The organism is Streptomyces sp. SJL17-4 (assembly GCF_036826855.1).
Lineage (GTDB): Bacteria > Actinomycetota > Actinomycetes > Streptomycetales > Streptomycetaceae > Streptomyces.
The window spans coordinates 3,628,865-3,647,768 of sequence record NZ_CP104578.1; the positions used below are offsets into that span (position 1 = coordinate 3,628,865).

The window sequence follows — 18,904 nt, forward strand, 5'->3', positions numbered from 1 at the left end:
CCATGGCCGAGACCACGACCCCCTACGCCGGAAGCAACTTCACCGCCGACCTCGCGCCCGGCTCACTCATCACCCAGGACGGGCAGATGCAGTGGGCCGGGCTCCTCATCGGGCCCGGCACGCCGTTCGCCGTCGACAAGTCCGGCCTGTCGGGCTGGGAGGACCTGCCCGAGTACGACACCTCCGACGCCGACCGGCCGACCTCCCACGGCGCCTGGCCGGGCTCCCGGTACGCCAAGCCGCGCAAGGTCGGCGGCACCATCGTGCTGATGCCGGAGTGGAACCAGGCCACCGAGGCCGTCCGCGCGCTGCGCCAGTCGCTCGCCCTGCTCGACGAGGAACGGTGGCTGACCGTCCGGCTGCACGGCGAGATGCTCACCGTGCGCGCCCGGATCGCTCAGCGCGTCGTCCCCGCCGACCAGGGTTTCGCCACCCAGGGCAGCTCGCGCATGTCGATCCAGTGGCTGGCCTCCGACCCGCGCCGGTACGTCGTCAACGAGCAGCTCGCCACCGCCAACCCGCCGCAGCCGGAGTCGGGCCTCACCTGGCCGCTGACCTGGCCGCTCTCCTGGGGCGAGGCGAAGAGCACGGGTGACGTCGTCGCCGAGAACATCGGTTCCGCCCCGGCGCACCCGGTGATCGTCTTCCGCGGCCCCTGCTCCATGCCGAGCGTCACCGAGCGGACCAGCCGACGCCGGCTGCGGTACGCGATCGACCTGGCCGCGGGCGACGAACTCGTCATCGACACGCGCGCGGGCACGGTCCTGCTGAACAACTCCGCCTCCCGGCTGCACACCGCGATGGCCGACTCCAGCCCGGAGGAGCTGTTCGTGCTCGACCCCGGCCGTACGGAGCTGTCCTTCCGGCCCGACGAGGCGACCGCGGACGCGCTGATGACGGTGCGCTGGCGCAGCGCCGAATGGTGACCGGTGCCCGGTGACCCGCCGGCGGCCGGTCACCGCGCGGTGACCGGTCGCCGAACCGTTCCTTCCCCCGCCGTCACGACCCCCTTCTCGGAGAGGTGACCCCATGACCGTACGCGCCGCTTGGCTCCAGCCCACCGGACAGACCCGCGAGGACACCCGTCTGACCCTCGCCACCCTGCTCACCCCCAGCGGGCAGAGCCCCGAGGAGACCCCGCTGCGGTCGCGGCCGGGCATCGTGCCCGGCGGCTTCGTCCTCGCCGGCTCGACGCCCATGCAGTGCACGATCGGCACCGGTCGCGCGATCGTCCAGGGCAAGGACACCTCCCAGGGCGCCTACCTCGTCGCCGTCACCGCGCCGGAGGTCCTCACCCTCGCGGACGGCGACCCGCAGTACGACCGGATCGACCTGATCGAGCTGGCCGTGGTGGACGACGCCTACGACCGTACGGGCGCCACCGAGGCGGTCGTCCGGCTGGTCAGGGGCACCCCCGCGGCCTCCCCCACCGCCCCGGCGAGCGGCCCCGGCAGCGCCATCCCGCTGTACACGGTCCTGGTGCGCAAGGGCACGTCCGCCGGCACCGGCGGCGTCCAGTGGACCACCCCCGACGTCACCACCATGCACTGGCCGGTGGTCGCCCTCGGCGGCATCCTGCCGACCAGCGGCTTCAAGGGCGCGTACGTCGGCCAGTACCGCGACGCCGCGGGCCTCCTCCAGCGCTGGGACGGCACGACCTGGGTGTCGTACCCGAAGCCCCTCGGCGGCATCGCCCCCAACGGCACGGTGAGCACCGGGAGTTACACCGGTCAGTACCGGGACAACGCCGGCCTGCTCCAGCGCTGGGACGGCTCGGCCTGGCAGTTCGTCGAGGGCAGGTCGTCGATCCTGTTCAGCGTCTCGCAGACGGCACAGTCGACCGTCCCGCCCAACACCTGGTACACGCTCCCCTTCCAGTCCGTCGACGTCGACGACGCCGCCGGCTGGTCCGGCCTCTCCTCCTACCGCGTCCCGCGGACCGGCTGGTGGCGCGTCTCCGCCCACGTCGTCTGGTCCGGCGACTCCTCGGCCGGCATGCGCGGTGCCCGGCTGCTGGTCGACAGCGTCGGCGTACCGCGCTGCACCTGGCTGACGCCGGCCGGTGACGGCGCCGTCGTGGTCGGCGGCCAGGGCCTGATCAAGCTCACCGCGGGCAGCACCCTCCAGGTCGCCGCGTACCAGACCCACAGCGTGGCGGTGAAGACCCTCGGCGGCTCCGGCTACGCCGGCAACCTCTCCGCCGAGTGGATCAAGTCCTGACCCCCACCCCCTCCCTTCCGATCGGAGAAACCCCATGAACCTGCGCAGCAGCTGGGTCGCCGAGACCGGCCAGACCCGCGAGGACACCCGCCTCACCCAGACCGGCGTGACCACCCTGACCAACCCCGTCCAGGTCCGCTCCGGCGTCCTGCCCGGCTCGTACGAGGGCCTGCACCGGCTGGCCGGCTTCTGGACCTACGGCTCCTCGGCGATGACCGCGACCGTCTCCGAGGGCCGGGCCGTCATCCAGGGCGAGATCTCCCAGGGCGTCTACCCGGTGACCCTGCCGACGTCCGAGGCGATCACCTTCGCGCCGGGCGACGCCCAGTACGGCCGGATCGACCTGCTCGTCGTGAAGGTCTACGACAACCTCTACGACTCCTCGAACCGCAACGAGGTGAAGATCGAGATCATCCAGGGCATCCCGGGGCAGACCCCGCAGGCCCCGGCGGTCCCGCCGCGCAGCCTCCCGCTGTACGAGGTCACCGTCCCGGCCGGCGTCAGCGCGGGCAACGGCGGCATCCCGTGGAACTCCGCGCTCAAGGACCTGCGCACCCCGGTCGTCTCGCTCGGCGGCATCCTCCCCGTCGAGGGCCCCGTCCTGCCGGGCGCCTACCCGGGGCAGTACCAGGACGCCGGCGGCGCGCTCCAGCGCTGGGACGGCGGCGCCTGGGTGTCGTACCCGTCCGTGCTCGGCGGCATCGTCCCGAACTCCGCCTCCACCACCCCCGCCAGCTACACCGGCCAGTACCGCGACTCGGCGGACGGCCGGCTCCAGCGCTGGAACGGCTCCGTCTGGGTCCCGGTCGTGCCGGGCCCGTACTTCGTCGACAACGGCGACTACGGCGACACCACGTCCACCACCTACACCCCGACGCTCCAGGCCCGAGCCACCAACCCGCTCGCGCTCAGCTTCGTCGCCCCGCCGTCGAAGGCGATCGTCGTCAGCTTCGGCTGCCGCATGAAGTCGACCAGCCCCGACCACTACGCGTTCATGGCCCTCAAGCTCACCCAGGGCTCCACGGTCGTCAACGACCTCGACGACGAGTACGCGACGCTCGCCGCCAGCAAGCACCTGATCTCGGCCTCCACCACCCGCCGTCTGTCGGGACTCACCCCGGGCGCCACCTACACCCTCACGGCGTACTTCCGCGTCGTCGCCGACACCCCCGCGCTCAAGGCGGGCTTCGACAACACCTTCATCAAGGTCGACCCACTGCCGTAGCCCGGCCCCCACCCACCCGACAGGAGAAAACCATGGCACTCCGCAGCGGCTGGCTCCCGCCGACCGGGCAGACCCGTGTCACCACCCGTCTCACCGCGCTCGGCGCGACCACACCCGTCAACCCCGTCGTCTCGCGCTCCGGCATCCTGCCCGGCTCGGTCGACGGCAAGTACCGGGTCGGCGGTCTCTCGATGAGCTCCAACGGCCCGATGACCGCGACCGTCCACCACGGGCGCGCGGTCGTCCAGGGAGCGCACAACCAGGGCGCCTACCCCATCACCCTCGACGAGGACACCGTCGTCACCTTCGGCGACGGCGACCCGCTCAACCCCCGCCTCGACCTGGTCGTCCTGCGCGTGTACGACGACGAGTTCGACACCCTGACCAGGAACGAAGCCGTCCTGGAGGTCGTACGGGGCGAACCGGGGGCGACGCCGGTCGCCCCCGCCACGCCCCCGCTGTCCCTCCCCCTCTTCCTGGTGAGGGTGAAGACCGGCGCCTCCGCCGGCACCGGCGGCATCGACTGGGCGGGCGGCGCCCTCACCGACCTGCGGACCACCCTCGTCGGCGTCGGCGGCATCCTGCCCGTCTACAACAACTCCGGTGTGCCGGGCTCCTACCCGGGTCAGTACCAGGACAACGACAACTCCCACTTCCTCCAGCGCTGGGACGGCACCTCCTGGGTCGCCTACCCCAAGGAGATCGGCGGCATCGTCCCCACCGGGACGACCCTCACGACCGGGAGTTACGCCGGCCAGTTCCGGGACAACGCGGGCGTGCTCCAGCGCTGGAACGGCAGCGCCTGGGCGAACTACCAGCCGCCCGTGGAGGTGGAGACCCTCACGACGGGCGCCACCGCGCTCACCGGCTGGACCCTGATCGCGTTCAACGCCCGGCGCACCCGCGGCATCGCCACCGTCACCGCCACCGTCACCCGCAACGGCGCCGACATCTACGCCAACAGCGCGGGCAACATCACCGACGAACCGCTGCTCACGCTGCCCACCGGCTGGCGCTCCCCGCTCGACCTGGAGGCGGCCGCGGGCGACGGCTTCGCGTCCGGAGGCGCCTACTTCTCCCCCAACGGACAGGTGGTGCTGCGCACCTGGTCGCCGAACGGGGCCCTCGTGGCCGGCCGAAACGTCCGCGTCTCCGCCACCTACGTGCTGTGAGGTCCCCCCGATGACACTCGACACGCCCTACCGGGCGATCTTCTGCGACCTGCTGACCGACACGACCCTGGACATCCTGCCGCTGCGGGACGTCCAGTGCGACGACTACATCGGCCGGGCCGGCTCCCTGTCCGGCACCATCCCCCTCCCGGACCGGACCATCGCCGAACGGGCCCACAAGGTCCGGGCGGGCCGCACCGCGGTCTACCTGGAGCGCGGCGGCGACCTGTGGTGGGGCGGCATCGTCTGGACGACCAACCTGCAGAGCAGCGACCGCGGGGTGATGACCCTGGGCATCCAGGCCGCCACCTTCGACTCGTACGCGACCCGGCGCCGGATCCGCAGGCCGATCACGTTCACCCAGCCGACCGACCAGCTCGACATCGCCCGCACGCTCTGGGCGGACCTCTCGGCCGGCCTGGGCAAGAGCGCCGTCGAAGCCGGCAAGGAGACCTCCGAGGTGCTGCGCACGGCGTCCTGGCGGCTCGGCGACGAGACCGTCTACCAGGAGGCGCTCGACCAGCTCGGCGCCCAGGAGAACGGCTTCGAGTACCAGATCCTCGTCTACCGCGACCCGGTCGACGGGCGGCGGCTGCGCCAGCTGCGGCTCGGCTGGCCCAAGATCCGTACCGGCGCGACCGACATGGTCTTCGACCGGCCCGGCGCCATCCTCAGCTACTCGTTCCCCGACGACGCGACCCGCGGCGGCACCACCGCCCTGGCCCGCGGCGCCTCCACCAACAGCAACGCGGCCGCCGAGTCCCGGCCGACCGTCTCCGAGGAGATGCTCAGCCCCGACCTCGGCGAATGGCCGCGGGTCGACCTCTCGTCCGACCACAACGAGATCAGCGACGTCGCCACCCTCGACTCGCTGGCCACGGCGCAGCTCAAGGCGGCGAGCGGCTCCGTGCTGATCCCCGAGATCAGCATCCGCCTCGGCGGCATCGTCCCGCCCGCGCTCCTCGGCCGTACGGCCAGGATCCGGATCACCGACGAGTGGCACCCCCAGGGGCTCGACGCCCGCTACCGGATCGTCGGCGTCAAGTTCCGGCCGCCGGAGCGCGGCCGGCCCGACACCGCCGAGCTCAGCCTTGAGGAGGCCTGATGGCCCAGCTGCCCGAGGACATCATCGACCGGCTCATCCAGATGGAACGCCGGATCCAGGCCCTGTCCACCGCCGTGAACACCCGCCCGCCGATCACCGAGGTCGTCAACGGCTCGCTCACCGTGCGCCGCCAGCCCGACCCCGCCGACCCGACGACCTCCGTCACGCTCGCCCAGATCAACAGCAGCGGCCCCGGCGCCTCCAAGCCGGTCCTGCGGGTGAGCGACGCCTACGGCCACGAGATCCTCTCCGACGACATCCTCACCGGCGGCCTCGCCCGGCCCTGGCTGCCGATGCTCCCGCCGCAGGACTGGGCCTCCGCGAACTGGCCGGCCACCAGCGCCACCACCTGGACCACGATCGCCCACTCGCAGAACCCGATCTGGCAGCCCAAGCTGCGCCTGCGCATGGCCACCCGGGTCTCCAGCGGGGCGACCGGCCAGATCCGGGTGATGGTCAACGGCGTCCAGTTCGGCACGACCGTCGCCGCCGGCACCATCTTCGACCACACCGACCTGGCCACCGCGGACATGCAGGCCAACTTCGGCAAGGACCTGACGGTGGAGATCCACGGCATCGTCACCAGCGCCTCCGGCACGGTCTACGCCAAGCCGATCCTGATGCACGGCCGCCAGACCTGACCCACCCCACCCCCCTCCCCGAGAGGAGCCACCATGATCCCCGACCCGCTCCACCCCTGGGGCCTGGCCATCGACTACGCGGGCCGCGGCACCCTCACCGAGAACGGCCACACGATCGGCGTCCGCCTGTACGACAACACCCTCGGCGGCCCGCTGGAACGCGACCCGATGACCGGCGAGTATCCGGCCGTGTACGTCACCGCGCAGATCGGCGAGACCGGCGAGAGCGGCGCCTTCCTGCGCGGCTACGGCGTCGTCACGGTCAACCCGGCGAACGGCAACCCGGCCGTGCCCGACCCGACCGCCGTCCAACGCGCCGTCGAGGCCTCGCTCGCCGACTTCGAGACCCGCCGCCTCGCCTACGCCGCACTGTGCGCCACCTGGACCCCGCCCGCCCCGGCACCGGACCCGGAACCCGAGCCGACTCCGGAACCGACTCCGGGCCCGACTCCGGAACCGACTCCGGAACCGACACCCGAGCCGACCCCGGAGCCGTAACCACCGCGGCCGACTCCCGCACCACACCCCGTAGGCCCGCCCCACCCCGTACGTCCGCCCCACCCGTACGCCCCGCCCCACCCCGTATGCCCGCCCGCCCACCGCGCGGGCCTTTTTCATGTCCGGAGGACACCAGATGGCCACTCCCCTCCCCGCGGACCGGCTCCTCGCCGCACTCCGCGCCGAAGGCGTCACCGTCGTCGAACACCCCGGCTGGCGCTCCCACAACCGCAACCACACCGGCGCCTGGGGCCCGGTCACCGGCGTGATGATCCACCACACCGTCAGCTCCGGCACCAGGTCCACCGTCGAGATGTGCTTCAACGGCTACGAAGGCCTGCCCGGACCGCTCTGCCACGGCGTCATCGCCAAGGACGGCACCGTCCACCTCGTTGCCGACGGACGCGCCAACCACGCCGGCGGCGGCGACCCGTCCGTCCTCCAGGCCGTGATCACCGAGACGTACGGGGACCGGCCGCCGGCCCCGCGCGAACACCAGGGCAGCCACAGCGCCGTCGACGGCAACTCCCGCTTCTACGGCTTCGAGTGCGTCAACCTCGGCAACGGCACCGATCCCTGGCCGGCCGCCCAGCTCGACGCCATCGAACGGGTCTCCGCCGCCCTCTGCCGGGCCCACGGCTGGGGCGCCAAGTCCGTCATCGGCCACCTGGAGTGGTCCGACTGGAAGAGCGACCCCAAGGGCTTCGGCATGCCGACCCTCCGGCAGCGCGTCCAGACCCGGCTCGCCAAGGCCCCCGCCAGGCCCACCCCCGGCAGCGGCAAGCCCGCCACCCCCCGCCTCCAGCCGTTCCCGGGCACCTCGTTCTTCCGCAAGGAGACGAGCTCCCCGGTCATCACGGCCATGGGACGCCGTCTCGTCGCCGAGGGCTGCGCCGCGTACACCGTCGGCCCCGGCCCCCGCTGGAGCGAGGCCGACCGGCTCAGCTACGCGAAGTGGCAGCGCAAGCTCGGCTTCCGCGGCTCCGACGCCGACGGCATCCCCGGCGCCGCGTCCTGGAACGCGCTGAAGGTCCCGTACACGAAGTAACCACCGCACACGAGTAACCACCGCACCAGAGGAGACCCCGATGTCCGATGCCGCCCAGCGCACGGCCCGTACCGTCCTCCAGACCGCCGTCGGCATCGCCGTCGTGCTCCCCGCGATCGTCGACGCCTCCGGCATCCCCGCGACCCTCCCCTGGGTCGCCGGCGCGCTGGCCGTCGCCGGCGGACTCACCCGGGTGATGGCACTGGACGCGGTGCAGAACCTGCTCCCGTCCTGGCTCCGCAGCACCCCGGCCCGGGGCGGTGCCGATGACCGAGCCTGATCCGAACGACCCCGTGGCCGTCGCCCTCGAACTGGAACGGCTCCGCGGCACCCTGGAGGCCGGCTTCGCCCGCGTCGACGGCGCGCTCGCGCTCCTCGTCCAGCGCAGCGACCAGACCGACCGGCAGCTCGCCGACCACGAGGCCCGCCTCGACGGTCTCGAACGCGCCCGCTGGCCGCTGACCAGCATCCTCGCGCTCGCCGCGAGCGCCGGAGCGCTCGTCGCGGTGTGGGAGCTGGCCGCCAGGTAACCCCTTCGGGGGAGCGCACGCCGAAGGGCGGCCACCCCGTTTCCGGGGTGACCGCCCTTCGGTTCAAGCGACTCGCTTACTGGTTGTACGGACCGTAGTCGTAGTCCTCCAGCGGAACGGCCTGGCCGGAGCCCGAGCCGAACGGCGAGTAGTCGATGTCGTCGTAGCCGACGGCCGAGTACATCGCGGCCTTGGCCTCCTCGGTCGGCTCGACCCGGATGTTGCGGTAGCGGGACAGACCCGTACCGGCCGGGATGAGCTTACCGATGATGACGTTCTCCTTGAGGCCGATGAGGCTGTCGGACTTGGCGTTGATCGCCGCATCCGTCAGGACTCGGGTCGTCTCCTGGAAGGAGGCGGCCGACAGCCAGGATTCCGTCGCCAGCGAGGCCTTGGTGATACCCATCAGCTGCGGACGGCCGGAGGCGGGGTGACCGCCCTCGGTGACCACACGACGGTTCTCGGTCTCGAACTTCGAGCGCTCGACGAGCTCGCCCGGCAGCAGCTCCGCGTCGCCGGACTCGATGATCGTCACACGGCGCAGCATCTGCCGGATGATGATCTCGATGTGCTTGTCGTGGATCGACACGCCCTGCGAGTTGTAGACCTTCTGGACCTCGGCGACCAGGTGGACCTGGACCGCACGCTGCCCCAGGATGCGCAGCACGTCGTGCGGGTTGGTGGCACCCACGGTGAGCTTCTGGCCCACCTCGACGTGGTCGCCCTCGCCCACGAGCAGACGGGCACGCTTCGAGATCGGGAACGCCGTCTCGTCGGTGCCGTCGTCCGGGGTGACGACGATCTTCTTGGTCTTCTCGGTCTCCTCGATACGGACGCGGCCGGCCGCCTCCGAGATCGGGGCGACACCCTTGGGCTGACGAGCCTCGAAGAGCTCGACGACACGGGGCAGACCCTGGGTGATGTCGTCACCGGCCACACCACCGGTGTGGAAGGTACGCATCGTCAGCTGGGTACCGGGCTCACCGATGGACTGGGCGGCGATGATGCCGACCGCCTCACCGATGTCGACCAGCTTGCCGGTGGCGAGCGAACGGCCGTAGCAGAACGCACAGGTACCGACGGCGGACTCACAGGTCAGGACCGAGCGGGTCTTGACCTCCTCGACACCGGCGCCCACGAGGGCGTCGATGAGCACGTCACCCAGGTCGACGTTGGCCGGCGCGATGACCTTGCCGTCGACGACGACGTCCTCGGCGAGCATCCGCGCGTACACGGAGGTCTCGACGTCGTCCGTCTTGCGCAGGACACCGTCGGCGCCGCGCTCGGCGATCCGCAGCTTCAGACCGCGCTCGGTGCCACAGTCCTCCTCGCGGATGATCACGTCCTGCGAGACGTCCACCAGACGACGGGTCAGGTAACCCGAGTCGGCGGTACGCAGGGCGGTGTCCGCCAGACCCTTACGGGCACCGTGCGTGGAGATGAAGTACTCCAGAACGGTGAGGCCCTCACGGAAGGACGCCTTGATGGGACGCGGAATCGTCTCGTTCTTGGCGTTCGACACCAGACCACGCATACCGGCGATCTGACGCATCTGCATCATGTTTCCTCGGGCACCCGAGTCAACCATCATGAAGATGGGGTTCGTCTTCGGGAAGTTCGCGTTCATCGCCTCGGCAACCTCGTTGGTCGCCTTGGTCCAGATCGCGATGAGCTCCTGAGTGCGCTCTTCCTTCGTGATGAGACCGCGCTCGTACTGCTTCTGGACCTTCTCGTCCTGCTCCTCGTAGCCCTTGACGATGGCCTTCTTGGCCTCGGGCACGACGACGTCGGAGATGGCCACGGTGACGCCGGAACGGGTCGCCCAGTAGAAGCCCGCCGCCTTCAGGTTGTCGAGCGTCGCCGCCACGATGACCTTGGGGTAGCGCTCGGCGAGGTCGTTGACGATCTCGGAGAGCTGCTTCTTGCCGACGGAGTAGTCGACGAACGGGTAGTCCTCGGGCAGCAGCTCGTTGAAGAGCGCGCGGCCCAGCGACGTCCGCAGACGGAACGAGTCACCCTGCTGCCACTCGGCCGCACCGACCTGGTCGTCGCCCTCTTCGGCGACCGGGGGAACCCAGCCGCGCGGAGCGACGGTGCCGACCGGGAAACGGATGTCGATCTGCGACTGCAGCGCGAGCTCGCCGGCGTCGAACGCCATGATCGCCTCGGCCGTGGAGCCGAACGCGCGGCCCTCGCCCTTGGTGTCACGGAGCTCACCGTCGGTGGTCAGGAAGAACAGACCGAGGACCATGTCCTGGGTCGGCATCGTGACCGGACGGCCGTCGGCCGGCTTCAGGATGTTGTTCGAGGACAGCATCAGGATGCGGGCCTCGGCCTGCGCCTCCGCGGAGAGCGGCAGGTGCACGGCCATCTGGTCACCGTCGAAGTCCGCGTTGAACGCGGTGCAGACGAGCGGGTGGATCTGGATGGCCTTGCCCTCGACCAGCTGGGGCTCGAAGGCCTGGATGCCGAGGCGGTGCAGCGTGGGCGCACGGTTCAGCAGAACCGGGTGCTCGGCGATGACCTCTTCGAGGACGTCGTACACGACCGTGCGGCCGCGCTCGACCATCCGCTTGGCGCTCTTGATGTTCTGCGCGTGGTTCAGGTCGACCAGGCGCTTCATCACGAACGGCTTGAAGAGCTCCAGCGCCATGGCCTTGGGCAGACCACACTGGTGCAGCTTCAGCTGCGGACCGACGACGATGACGGAACGCGCGGAGTAGTCCACACGCTTACCGAGCAGGTTCTGACGGAAACGACCCTGCTTGCCCTTCAGCATGTCGCTGAGGGACTTCAGGGGACGGTTACCGGGACCGGTCACCGGACGACCACGACGACCGTTGTCGAAGAGGGCGTCCACGGCCTCCTGAAGCATGCGCTTCTCGTTGTTCACGATGATCTCGGGCGCGCCGAGGTCGAGAAGTCGCTTCAGACGGTTGTTGCGGTTGATCACGCGGCGGTACAGGTCGTTCAGGTCGGAGGTCGCGAAGCGGCCACCGTCCAGCTGCACCATCGGACGCAGGTCCGGCGGGATCACCGGCACGCAGTCGAGAACCATGCCCTTGGGGCTGTTCGCGGTCTGCAGGAACGCGGAGACGACCTTGAGGCGCTTGAGCGCACGGGTCTTCTTCTGGCCCTTGCCGGTACGGATGATCTCGCGGAGGCGCTCGGCCTCCTCCTCGAGGTCGAACGACTCCAGGCGCTTCTGCAGAGCAGCCGCACCCATCGAACCGTCGAAGTACGTGCCGAAGCGGTCACGCAGCTCGCGGTAGAGGAGCTCGTCGCCCTCCAGGTCCTGGACCTTGAGGTTCTTGAAGCGCGACCAGACCTCGTCCAGACGGTCGATCTCGCGCTGCGCACGGTCGCGCAGCTGCTTCATCTCACGCTCGGCACCCTCGCGCACCTTGCGGCGCACGTCGGCCTTGGCGCCCTCGGCCTCCAGCTCGCCGAGGTCGTTCTCGAGCTTCTTGGCGCGGGCCTCCAGGTCGGAGTCGCGACGGTTCTCGATCTGCTGACGCTCGACGGAGACGTGCGCCTCCAGCGAGGGCAGGTCACGCGTACGACGCTCGTCGTCGACGTACGTGATCATGTACGCCGCGAAGTAGATGACCTTCTCGAGGTCCTTCGGGGCGAGGTCGAGCAGGTAGCCAAGACGCGACGGAACGCCCTTGAAGTACCAGATGTGGGTGACGGGAGCGGCGAGCTCGATGTGGCCCATCCGCTCACGGCGCACCTTCGCGCGGGTGACCTCGACGCCACACCGCTCACAGATGATGCCCTTGAAGCGGACACGCTTGTACTTGCCGCAGTAGCACTCCCAGTCCCGGGTCGGACCGAAGATCTTCTCGCAGAAGAGTCCGTCCTTCTCGGGCTTGAGCGTGCGGTAGTTGATGGTCTCCGGCTTCTTGACCTCGCCGTGGCTCCACTGACGGATGTCGTCAGCGGTGGCCAGACCGATCCGGAGCTCGTCGAAGAAGTTGACGTCGAGCACTATGCGTCAATCCCTCTCAGGGTTGTAAGGCTTGGGGTCTGATACGGGGGTCCTGGGGCCGGCCGGGGACTCAGCGGTGAAACGCCGAGCCCCCGACCGAACTCCCGTCAGACCTCTTCGACGCTGCTCGGCTCGCGCCGGGACAGGTCGATGCCGAGCTCCTCCGCTGCGCGGAAGACGTCCTCGTCGGTGTCGCGCATCTCGATGGACATGCCGTCCGAGGACAGCACCTCCACGTTGAGGCACAGGGACTGCATCTCCTTGATGAGCACCTTGAAGGACTCGGGGATGCCGGGCTCAGGGATGTTCTCGCCCTTGACGATGGCCTCGTAGACCTTCACGCGGCCGGTCACGTCGTCGGACTTGATCGTCAGCAGCTCCTGGAGGGCGTAAGCGGCGCCGTACGCCTCCAGCGCCCACACCTCCATCTCACCGAAGCGCTGGCCACCGAACTGGGCCTTACCACCCAGCGGCTGCTGGGTGATCATCGAGTACGGGCCGGTCGACCGGGCGTGGAGCTTGTCGTCGACCAGGTGGTGGAGCTTGAGGATGTACATGTACCCGACGGAGATCGGGTCCGGGAACGGCTCGCCGGAGCGGCCGTCGAACAGCCTCGCCTTACCGGTCGGGAGCACCATGCGCTCGCCGTCGCGGTTCGGGATGGTGTGGTTCAGCAGACCCGCGAGCTCGTCCTCACGCGCACCGTCGAAGACCGGGGTGGCGACGTTGGTGCCGGGGGCGACCTTGTCGGCGCCGATCACCTGGAGGCGCTGCGCCCACTCGTCCGCGAGACCGGAGACGTCCCAGCCGCGGCTGGCGAGCCAGCCGAGGTGGATCTCCAGGACCTGTCCCGGGTTCATTCGGGACGGGACACCCAGCGGGTTGAGGATGATGTCGACCGGGGTGCCGTCCTCCAGGAACGGCATGTCCTCGATCGGCAGGATCTTCGAGATGACGCCCTTGTTGCCGTGACGGCCGGCGAGCTTGTCACCGTCGGTGATCTTGCGCTTCTGGGCGACGTAGACGCGGACCAGCTGGTTCACGCCCGGGGGAAGCTCGTCGCCCTCCTCGCGGTCGAAGACGCGGACGCCGATGATCTTGCCGATCTCGCCGTGCGGCACCTTCAGCGAGGTGTCACGGACCTCACGGGCCTTCTCACCGAAGATCGCGCGGAGCAGGCGCTCCTCCGGGGTCAGCTCGGTCTCACCCTTGGGCGTGACCTTGCCGACCAGGATGTCGCCGGCGACGACCTCGGCACCGATACGGATGATGCCGCGCTCGTCGAGGTCCGCGAGGACCTCCTCGGAGACGTTCGGGATGTCCCGGGTGATCTCCTCCGGGCCGAGCTTGGTGTCACGGGCGTCGACCTCGTGCTCCTCGATGTGGATCGAGGAGAGGACGTCGTCCTGCACGAGGCGCTGCGACAGGATGATCGCGTCCTCGTAGTTGTGACCCTCCCACGGCATGAACGCCACGAGCAGGTTCTTGCCGAGCGCCATCTCGCCGTCTTCGGTGGCGGGACCGTCGGCGAGGACCTGGCCCTCGATCACGCGGTCGCCCTCGTCGACGACGACCTTCTGGTTGACCGAGGTGCCCTGGTTCGAGCGCGAGAACTTGTGCAGGCGGTACGTGATGTACGTGCCGTCGTCGTTGGCGACGGTGACGTAGTCCGCGGAGAGCTCCTGGACGACACCGTCCTTCTCGGCCTTGAGCACGTCGCCGGCGTCGGTGGCACAGCGGTACTCCATGCCGGTGCCGACGAGCGGGGCCTCCGACTTGATCAGCGGCACCGCCTGGCGCATCATGTTCGCGCCCATGAGGGCACGGTTGGCGTCGTCGTGCTCGAGGAACGGGATCATGGCGGTCGCGACCGACACCATCTGGCGCGGCGAGACGTCCATGTAGTCCACGTCCGACGGCTCGACGTAGTCGACCTCGCCGCCACGCTTACGCACCAGGACACGGGGCTCGGTGAACTGCAGGTCGTCGTTGAGCGCGGCGTTGGCCTGCGCGATGACGAAGCGGTCCTCCTCGTCGGCGGTGACGTAGTCGACCTCGTCGGTGACCTGGCCGTCGACGACCTTGCGGTACGGCGTCTCGATGAAGCCGAACGCGTTGACGCGGCCGTACGAGGCGAGCGAACCGATCAGACCGATGTTCGGGCCTTCGGGGGTCTCGATCGGGCACATGCGTCCGTAGTGGGACGGGTGCACGTCTCGGACCTCGAAGCCGGCCCGCTCACGGGACAGACCACCAGGGCCCAGCGCCGAGAGACGACGCTTGTGCGTCAGACCCGACAGCGGGTTGTTCTGGTCCATGAACTGCGACAGCTGGCTGGTGCCGAAGAACTCCTTGATGGAGGCGACGACCGGCCGGATGTTGATCAGGGTCTGCGGCGTGATCGCCTCGACGTCCTGGGTGGTCATGCGCTCACGCACGACGCGCTCCATACGAGCCAGACCCGTGCGGACCTGGTTCTGGATGAGCTCGCCGACGTTGCGCAGACGACGGTTGCCGAAGTGGTCGATGTCGTCGGTCTCGACGACGATCTCGTTGCCGTTCTCGCCGATCGTCTCGGTCTCGCCCGCGTGGAGCTTGACCAGGTACTTGATCGTGGCGATGACGTCATCGGTGGTGAGCACGCCGGCGTCCAGCGGCTCGTCGGCGCCGAGCTTCTTGTTCACCTTGTAGCGGCCGACCTTGGCGAGGTCGTAGCGCTTCGGGTTGAAGTAGAGGTTCTCGAGCAGCGTCTGAGCGGCCTCACGGGTCGGCGGCTCGCCCGGACGCAGCTTGCGGTAGATGTCGAGCAGCGCGTCGTCCTGGCCCTGGGTGTGGTCCTTCTCCAGGGTGGCGCGCATGGACTCGTACTCGCCGAACTCCTGCAGGATCTGCTCGGTGGTCCAGCCGAGAGCCTTGAGGAGGACGGTGACGGACTGCTTGCGCTTGCGGTCGATGCGGACACCGACCAGGTCGCGCTTGTCGATCTCCATCTCCAGCCAGGCACCCCGGGACGGGATGATCTTGGCCGAGAAGATGTCCTTGTCGGACGTCTTGTCGATGGAGGAGTCGAAGTAGACACCCGGCGAACGGACCAGCTGCGACACCACGACACGCTCGGTGCCGTTGATGACGAAGGTGCCCTTGTTCGTCATGAGCGGGAAGTCGCCCATGAAGACCGTCTGGGACTTGATCTCGCCGGTCTCGTTGTTGGTGAACTCTGCGGTGACGAAGAGCGGGGCACCGTACGTGAAGTCACGGTCCTTGCACTCGTCGATCGAGTTCTTCGGCGGCTCGAAGCGGTGGTCGCGGAAGGTCAGCGACATCGACCCGGAGAAGTCCTCGATCGGAGAGATCTCCTCGAAGATCTCCTCCAGACCGGACTTCCTGGGGACGTCCTGTCCCGACTCAAGGGCAGCCTCGACGCGAGCCTTCCAGGCGGCGTTACCGAGCAGCCAGTCAAAGCTCTCGGTCTGCAGCGCGAGGAGGTTCGGAACCTCGAGGGGCTCCTTGATCTTTGCAAAGGAGATGCGCAGCGGGGCGGTGCTTGCGCCGTTGTTCGTATTGGTCGAGGCGTTGCGCGAGGCGGCCAAGAGGGGGTCCTTCCGAGGGCTCGGACTCACTACGCGCGTACCGGTCCCCTGCATCGCTTCACGGCAGACTTTTCCTGATACGACCAAAAGGCCAGCTCAGACAGGGTCGGTCCACGAAGCGGATGCGAAGGTATGCCCCTGGTGACGGGCAGGGGGCAGCTAACAGGCAGCGCAAAGGGTCAGTGTAGCCACTCGGCTCACTGATGTCCAGGGCGAATAATTCGCGACCCTCGTTGCTCTCAACTCCGCGGTACCTCGCGCCGTGCGGCGCACCTCGATACTGCCCGTTCAGCCGTCGATCCATGCCTCGGAAACGGATCGTTGTGACGACGCGTCCTGAGAATTGCGCGCTGCGTGCGGTTCGTCAAGGCCCCCCGGTCTGCGGGGCGCACGGCGAAGATCACCATACTCCGCTCCCGGCGGCCCTCGGGTCCTCCGCCACGCCCTTCCCGGGGAACGCCGAAAGGCGACCACCCACAAGGGTGATCGCCTTTCGGTGCCTCCGCGTTACACGGGGGCAGGAGTCAGCTCAGCGAGCCGAAACGGTCTTACTTGACCGTGACGGAGGCACCGGCGGCCTTGAGGGACTCGGCGGCCTTCTCGGCAACGTCCTTCGCGACCTTCTCGAGGACCGGCTTCGGGGTGCCGTCGACGAGGTCCTTGGCCTCCTTGAGGCCCAGGGAGGTGAGCTCACGCACGACCTTGATGACCTGGATCTTCTTGTCGCCGGCACCCTCGAGGATGACGTCGAACTCGTCCTGCTCGGCAGCCTCTTCGGCGGCAACCGGGGCGCCCGGGCCGGCAACGGCGACGGCCGCGGCGGCGGTGACGTCGAACTTCTCCTCGAAGGCCTTCACGAACTCGGAGAGCTCGATGAGGGTCATCTCCTCGAACTGGGCGAGGAGGTCGTCCTGAGAGAGCTTCGCCATGATGGGCGATCCTTCCACTAATTCGGCAGGTGCCGGATGTATAGAGAGGCGGGCGTTACGGCCCGCTACGACCTGTGCCTAGGCGGCACAGATCATGACGCGAGCCGAATTACTCGGCACCGCCCTGCTCGGCGAGCTTGACGCGAAGCGCCTCCGCGGTGCGGACGAACTTCGACGGCAGCGCCTGCAGGAGCGAGGCAGTCTGGGACTGCTTGCCCTTGAACGCGCCGGCCAGCTTGCTGAGCAGAACCTCGCGGGACTCGAGGTCCGCGAGCTTCTTGAACTCGTCGGCGGACAGCGCCTTGCCATCAAGGACACCGCCCTTGATGACGAGGTTCGGGTTCTCCTTGGCGAAGTCACGCAGAGCCTTCGCCGACTCCACCGGGTCACCGGTGACGAAGGCGGCCGCGGTCGAACCAGCAAGCTGGTCGTCCAGCGCGGAGATGCCGGCCTGGTTGGCCGCAATCTTGGTCAGCGTGTTCTTCACCACGGCGTACTGGGCGTTCTCACCGAGCGAACGACGCAGCGTCTTCAGCTGCGCCACGGTGAGCCCCGTGTACGAGGTCAGCACGACGGCGTTCGAGCTGCGGAACTTGTCCTCAAGCTCGGCTACCGCGGCAGCCTTGTCGGGCCTTGCCATAGAGCGTCGGCCTCCTTCCGGGTGATGAGGACCGCTCAGAAGGCACTGACAAAACAAAACGCCCCGGGCGCAGGCGCTCGGGGCTCAGCTCAACCGCATCACGAAGATCCGGGAACTCATCCACAATCACCTGCGCGGGTCGTTCGCGTCGCAGCGAATCCTTCGGCCACCGCACCTTGACGGCACAGTGACGACCAGCGGTCTTTGGCTTCCTCGGAAGAGTACGCGACCGACGCGCCCGGGGGCAAATCAGGCCTGACCACCCCCGGACGCCCGGCTCACCTCAGGCCTGACCGCCCTCGGCGCCGAGGCCCTTCAGCATCTCGAAGAAGTCGACGGTCTCCTCGGCCGGCGGGGCCTGGACGGTGGCCTTGGCGCCGTAGTCGGAGAAGTGCATCCCCATCTTCACGGTGCCCTGCGCCGACTTCATCCCGAGGTCCATCCGGGCCGGGTAGCCGTCCTCGCGGACCCAGACCTCGGTGTCGTACGCCGTGATGCCGGCCTTCTTGACGCCCTCGACCAGCTCCGCGCGGTCCTTCTCGGACAGCACGTCCAGGGACTTGTTGGCGGCGACCATCTGCTCCAGGGTCAGCGTGCCCTTGTAGTGCTGGGCCTCGACGCCGTCGACCTTCTCGGCACCGAGGTGCTTGAGGTTGGGCGAGTCGAGGAGCAGGGCGAGCTGCTTGGCCGGGTCCTGGTTCATGTTCTCCAGGCCGCCGGCCATCGTCTTCGACAGAACCTTGTCGCCGGAGGCCTCCGAGGCCGCCTGCATGTCGAGCTTCAGCCAGCGCTTGCCGTCCATCTCGGCGGCCTGCTTGGCACCCATGTCCATGTACATGACGTCACCGAGGGTGATCATGCGCATCGAGTCGGCGCCCCCGGCGCCGGCCGCGCCCAGCATCGAGCCCTTGACGGTGATGTCCATGACCGTCGGATCCCAGCCCTGGACTCCGGTCATCTCCATGGTGCCGCCGCCCTCGAGACCGGTCGGCAGCTCCATCGTCATCCGGATCTTCGCGGACTTGGCGGCCGAGGTCTTCTCGTACGCGGTCCTGATGACCTTCGTGATGTCGCCGAGGCTCTGCGTCTGCGCCTTGTCGGCGCCCGCGGCCTTCCCGTCGCCGTCCTGGCACCCCGCGACTCCGGTGACGACGGCCGCGGCCGCCACGGCGACACCGGCGCGCTTCCATACGGACACGTTCATCTGTTCCCCCACCCTCGAGCAGCGTCGTACGGTCCCTCGCACCGTAACAAAAAGCCGGCCCCGCTCCTCCGAAGAGGCGCGGGGCCGGCTGACCACTCAGTGAACCCTTGG

Annotated in this window: 15 protein-coding genes; 10 read left to right on the plus strand and 5 right to left on the minus strand. The window is 69.1% G+C overall.

Annotation, left to right across the window (positions count from 1 at the left end):
- Positions 1-2: 2 nt before the first annotated feature.
- The 10 genes from N5875_RS16000 (at position 3) to N5875_RS16045 (ending at position 8,439) form a co-directional block, all read left to right on the plus strand.
- The gene (locus N5875_RS16000; RefSeq protein WP_318208677.1) at positions 3-926 is read left to right on the plus strand and encodes a phage tail domain-containing protein; all 924 of its coding nucleotides are present in this window, start codon (positions 3-5) and stop codon (positions 924-926) included.
- 103 nt (positions 927-1,029) lie between these two features.
- On the plus strand, positions 1,030-2,220 hold the full coding sequence (locus N5875_RS16005; RefSeq protein ID WP_318208676.1) for a hypothetical protein: 1,191 nt from the start codon (positions 1,030-1,032) through the stop codon (positions 2,218-2,220).
- 34 nt (positions 2,221-2,254) lie between these two features.
- On the plus strand, positions 2,255-3,445 hold the full coding sequence (locus tag N5875_RS16010; protein ID WP_318208675.1) for a hypothetical protein: 1,191 nt from the start codon (positions 2,255-2,257) through the stop codon (positions 3,443-3,445).
- Between the two features lie 32 nt (positions 3,446-3,477).
- Positions 3,478-4,617, plus strand: coding sequence for a hypothetical protein (locus N5875_RS16015; protein WP_318208674.1), 1,140 nt, complete (start codon positions 3,478-3,480; stop codon positions 4,615-4,617).
- A gap of 10 nt (positions 4,618-4,627) precedes the next feature.
- A complete protein-coding gene (locus N5875_RS16020; RefSeq protein WP_318208673.1) occupies positions 4,628-5,722 on the plus strand; it encodes a hypothetical protein in 1,095 nt (364 codons plus the stop codon).
- The gene (locus tag N5875_RS16025; protein ID WP_338494428.1) at positions 5,722-6,363 is read left to right on the plus strand and encodes a hypothetical protein; all 642 of its coding nucleotides are present in this window, start codon (positions 5,722-5,724) and stop codon (positions 6,361-6,363) included. The genes N5875_RS16020 and N5875_RS16025 overlap by 1 nt, the downstream gene beginning before the upstream one ends.
- Positions 6,364-6,396: 33 nt before the next feature.
- Positions 6,397-6,861, plus strand: coding sequence for an ATP-binding protein (locus N5875_RS16030; protein WP_318208671.1), 465 nt, complete (start codon positions 6,397-6,399; stop codon positions 6,859-6,861).
- A 136-nt stretch (positions 6,862-6,997) separates the two neighbouring features.
- Positions 6,998-7,909, plus strand: coding sequence for a peptidoglycan-binding protein (locus N5875_RS16035; RefSeq protein ID WP_318208670.1), 912 nt, complete (start codon positions 6,998-7,000; stop codon positions 7,907-7,909).
- 40 nt (positions 7,910-7,949) lie between these two features.
- Positions 7,950-8,189: a hypothetical protein gene (locus N5875_RS16040; RefSeq protein ID WP_338494429.1), complete on the plus strand. Its 240-nt coding sequence runs from the start codon at positions 7,950-7,952 to the stop codon at positions 8,187-8,189.
- Positions 8,176-8,439, plus strand: coding sequence for a hypothetical protein (locus tag N5875_RS16045; protein WP_073810241.1), 264 nt, complete (start codon positions 8,176-8,178; stop codon positions 8,437-8,439). Before N5875_RS16040 ends, N5875_RS16045 begins: the two co-directional genes overlap by 14 nt.
- A 76-nt stretch (positions 8,440-8,515) precedes the next feature.
- Here N5875_RS16045 and N5875_RS16050 read toward each other — a convergent pair whose 3' ends face one another.
- The 5 genes from N5875_RS16050 to N5875_RS16070 all read right to left on the minus strand — a co-directional run bounded on the left by N5875_RS16050 (position 8,516) and on the right by N5875_RS16070 (position 18,793).
- The gene (locus tag N5875_RS16050; RefSeq protein ID WP_318208668.1) at positions 8,516-12,430 is read right to left on the minus strand and encodes a DNA-directed RNA polymerase subunit beta'; all 3,915 of its coding nucleotides are present in this window, start codon (positions 12,428-12,430) and stop codon (positions 8,516-8,518) included.
- Between the two features lie 107 nt (positions 12,431-12,537).
- Positions 12,538-16,020, minus strand: coding sequence for a DNA-directed RNA polymerase subunit beta (gene rpoB, locus N5875_RS16055; RefSeq protein ID WP_030318711.1), 3,483 nt, complete (start codon positions 16,018-16,020; stop codon positions 12,538-12,540).
- A 548-nt stretch (positions 16,021-16,568) separates the two neighbouring features.
- Complete coding sequence (gene rplL / locus N5875_RS16060) at positions 16,569-16,949, minus strand: 50S ribosomal protein L7/L12 (RefSeq protein WP_318208667.1); 381 nt, start codon at positions 16,947-16,949, stop codon at positions 16,569-16,571.
- 109 nt (positions 16,950-17,058) lie between these two features.
- Complete coding sequence (rplJ, locus tag N5875_RS16065; RefSeq protein ID WP_030318714.1) at positions 17,059-17,589, minus strand: 50S ribosomal protein L10; 531 nt, start codon at positions 17,587-17,589, stop codon at positions 17,059-17,061.
- A gap of 283 nt (positions 17,590-17,872) precedes the next feature.
- Positions 17,873-18,793 (minus strand): hypothetical protein, encoded by a 921-nt coding sequence (locus N5875_RS16070; protein ID WP_338494432.1) that lies wholly within the window; start codon positions 18,791-18,793, stop codon positions 17,873-17,875.
- Positions 18,794-18,904: the final 111 nt, after the last annotated feature.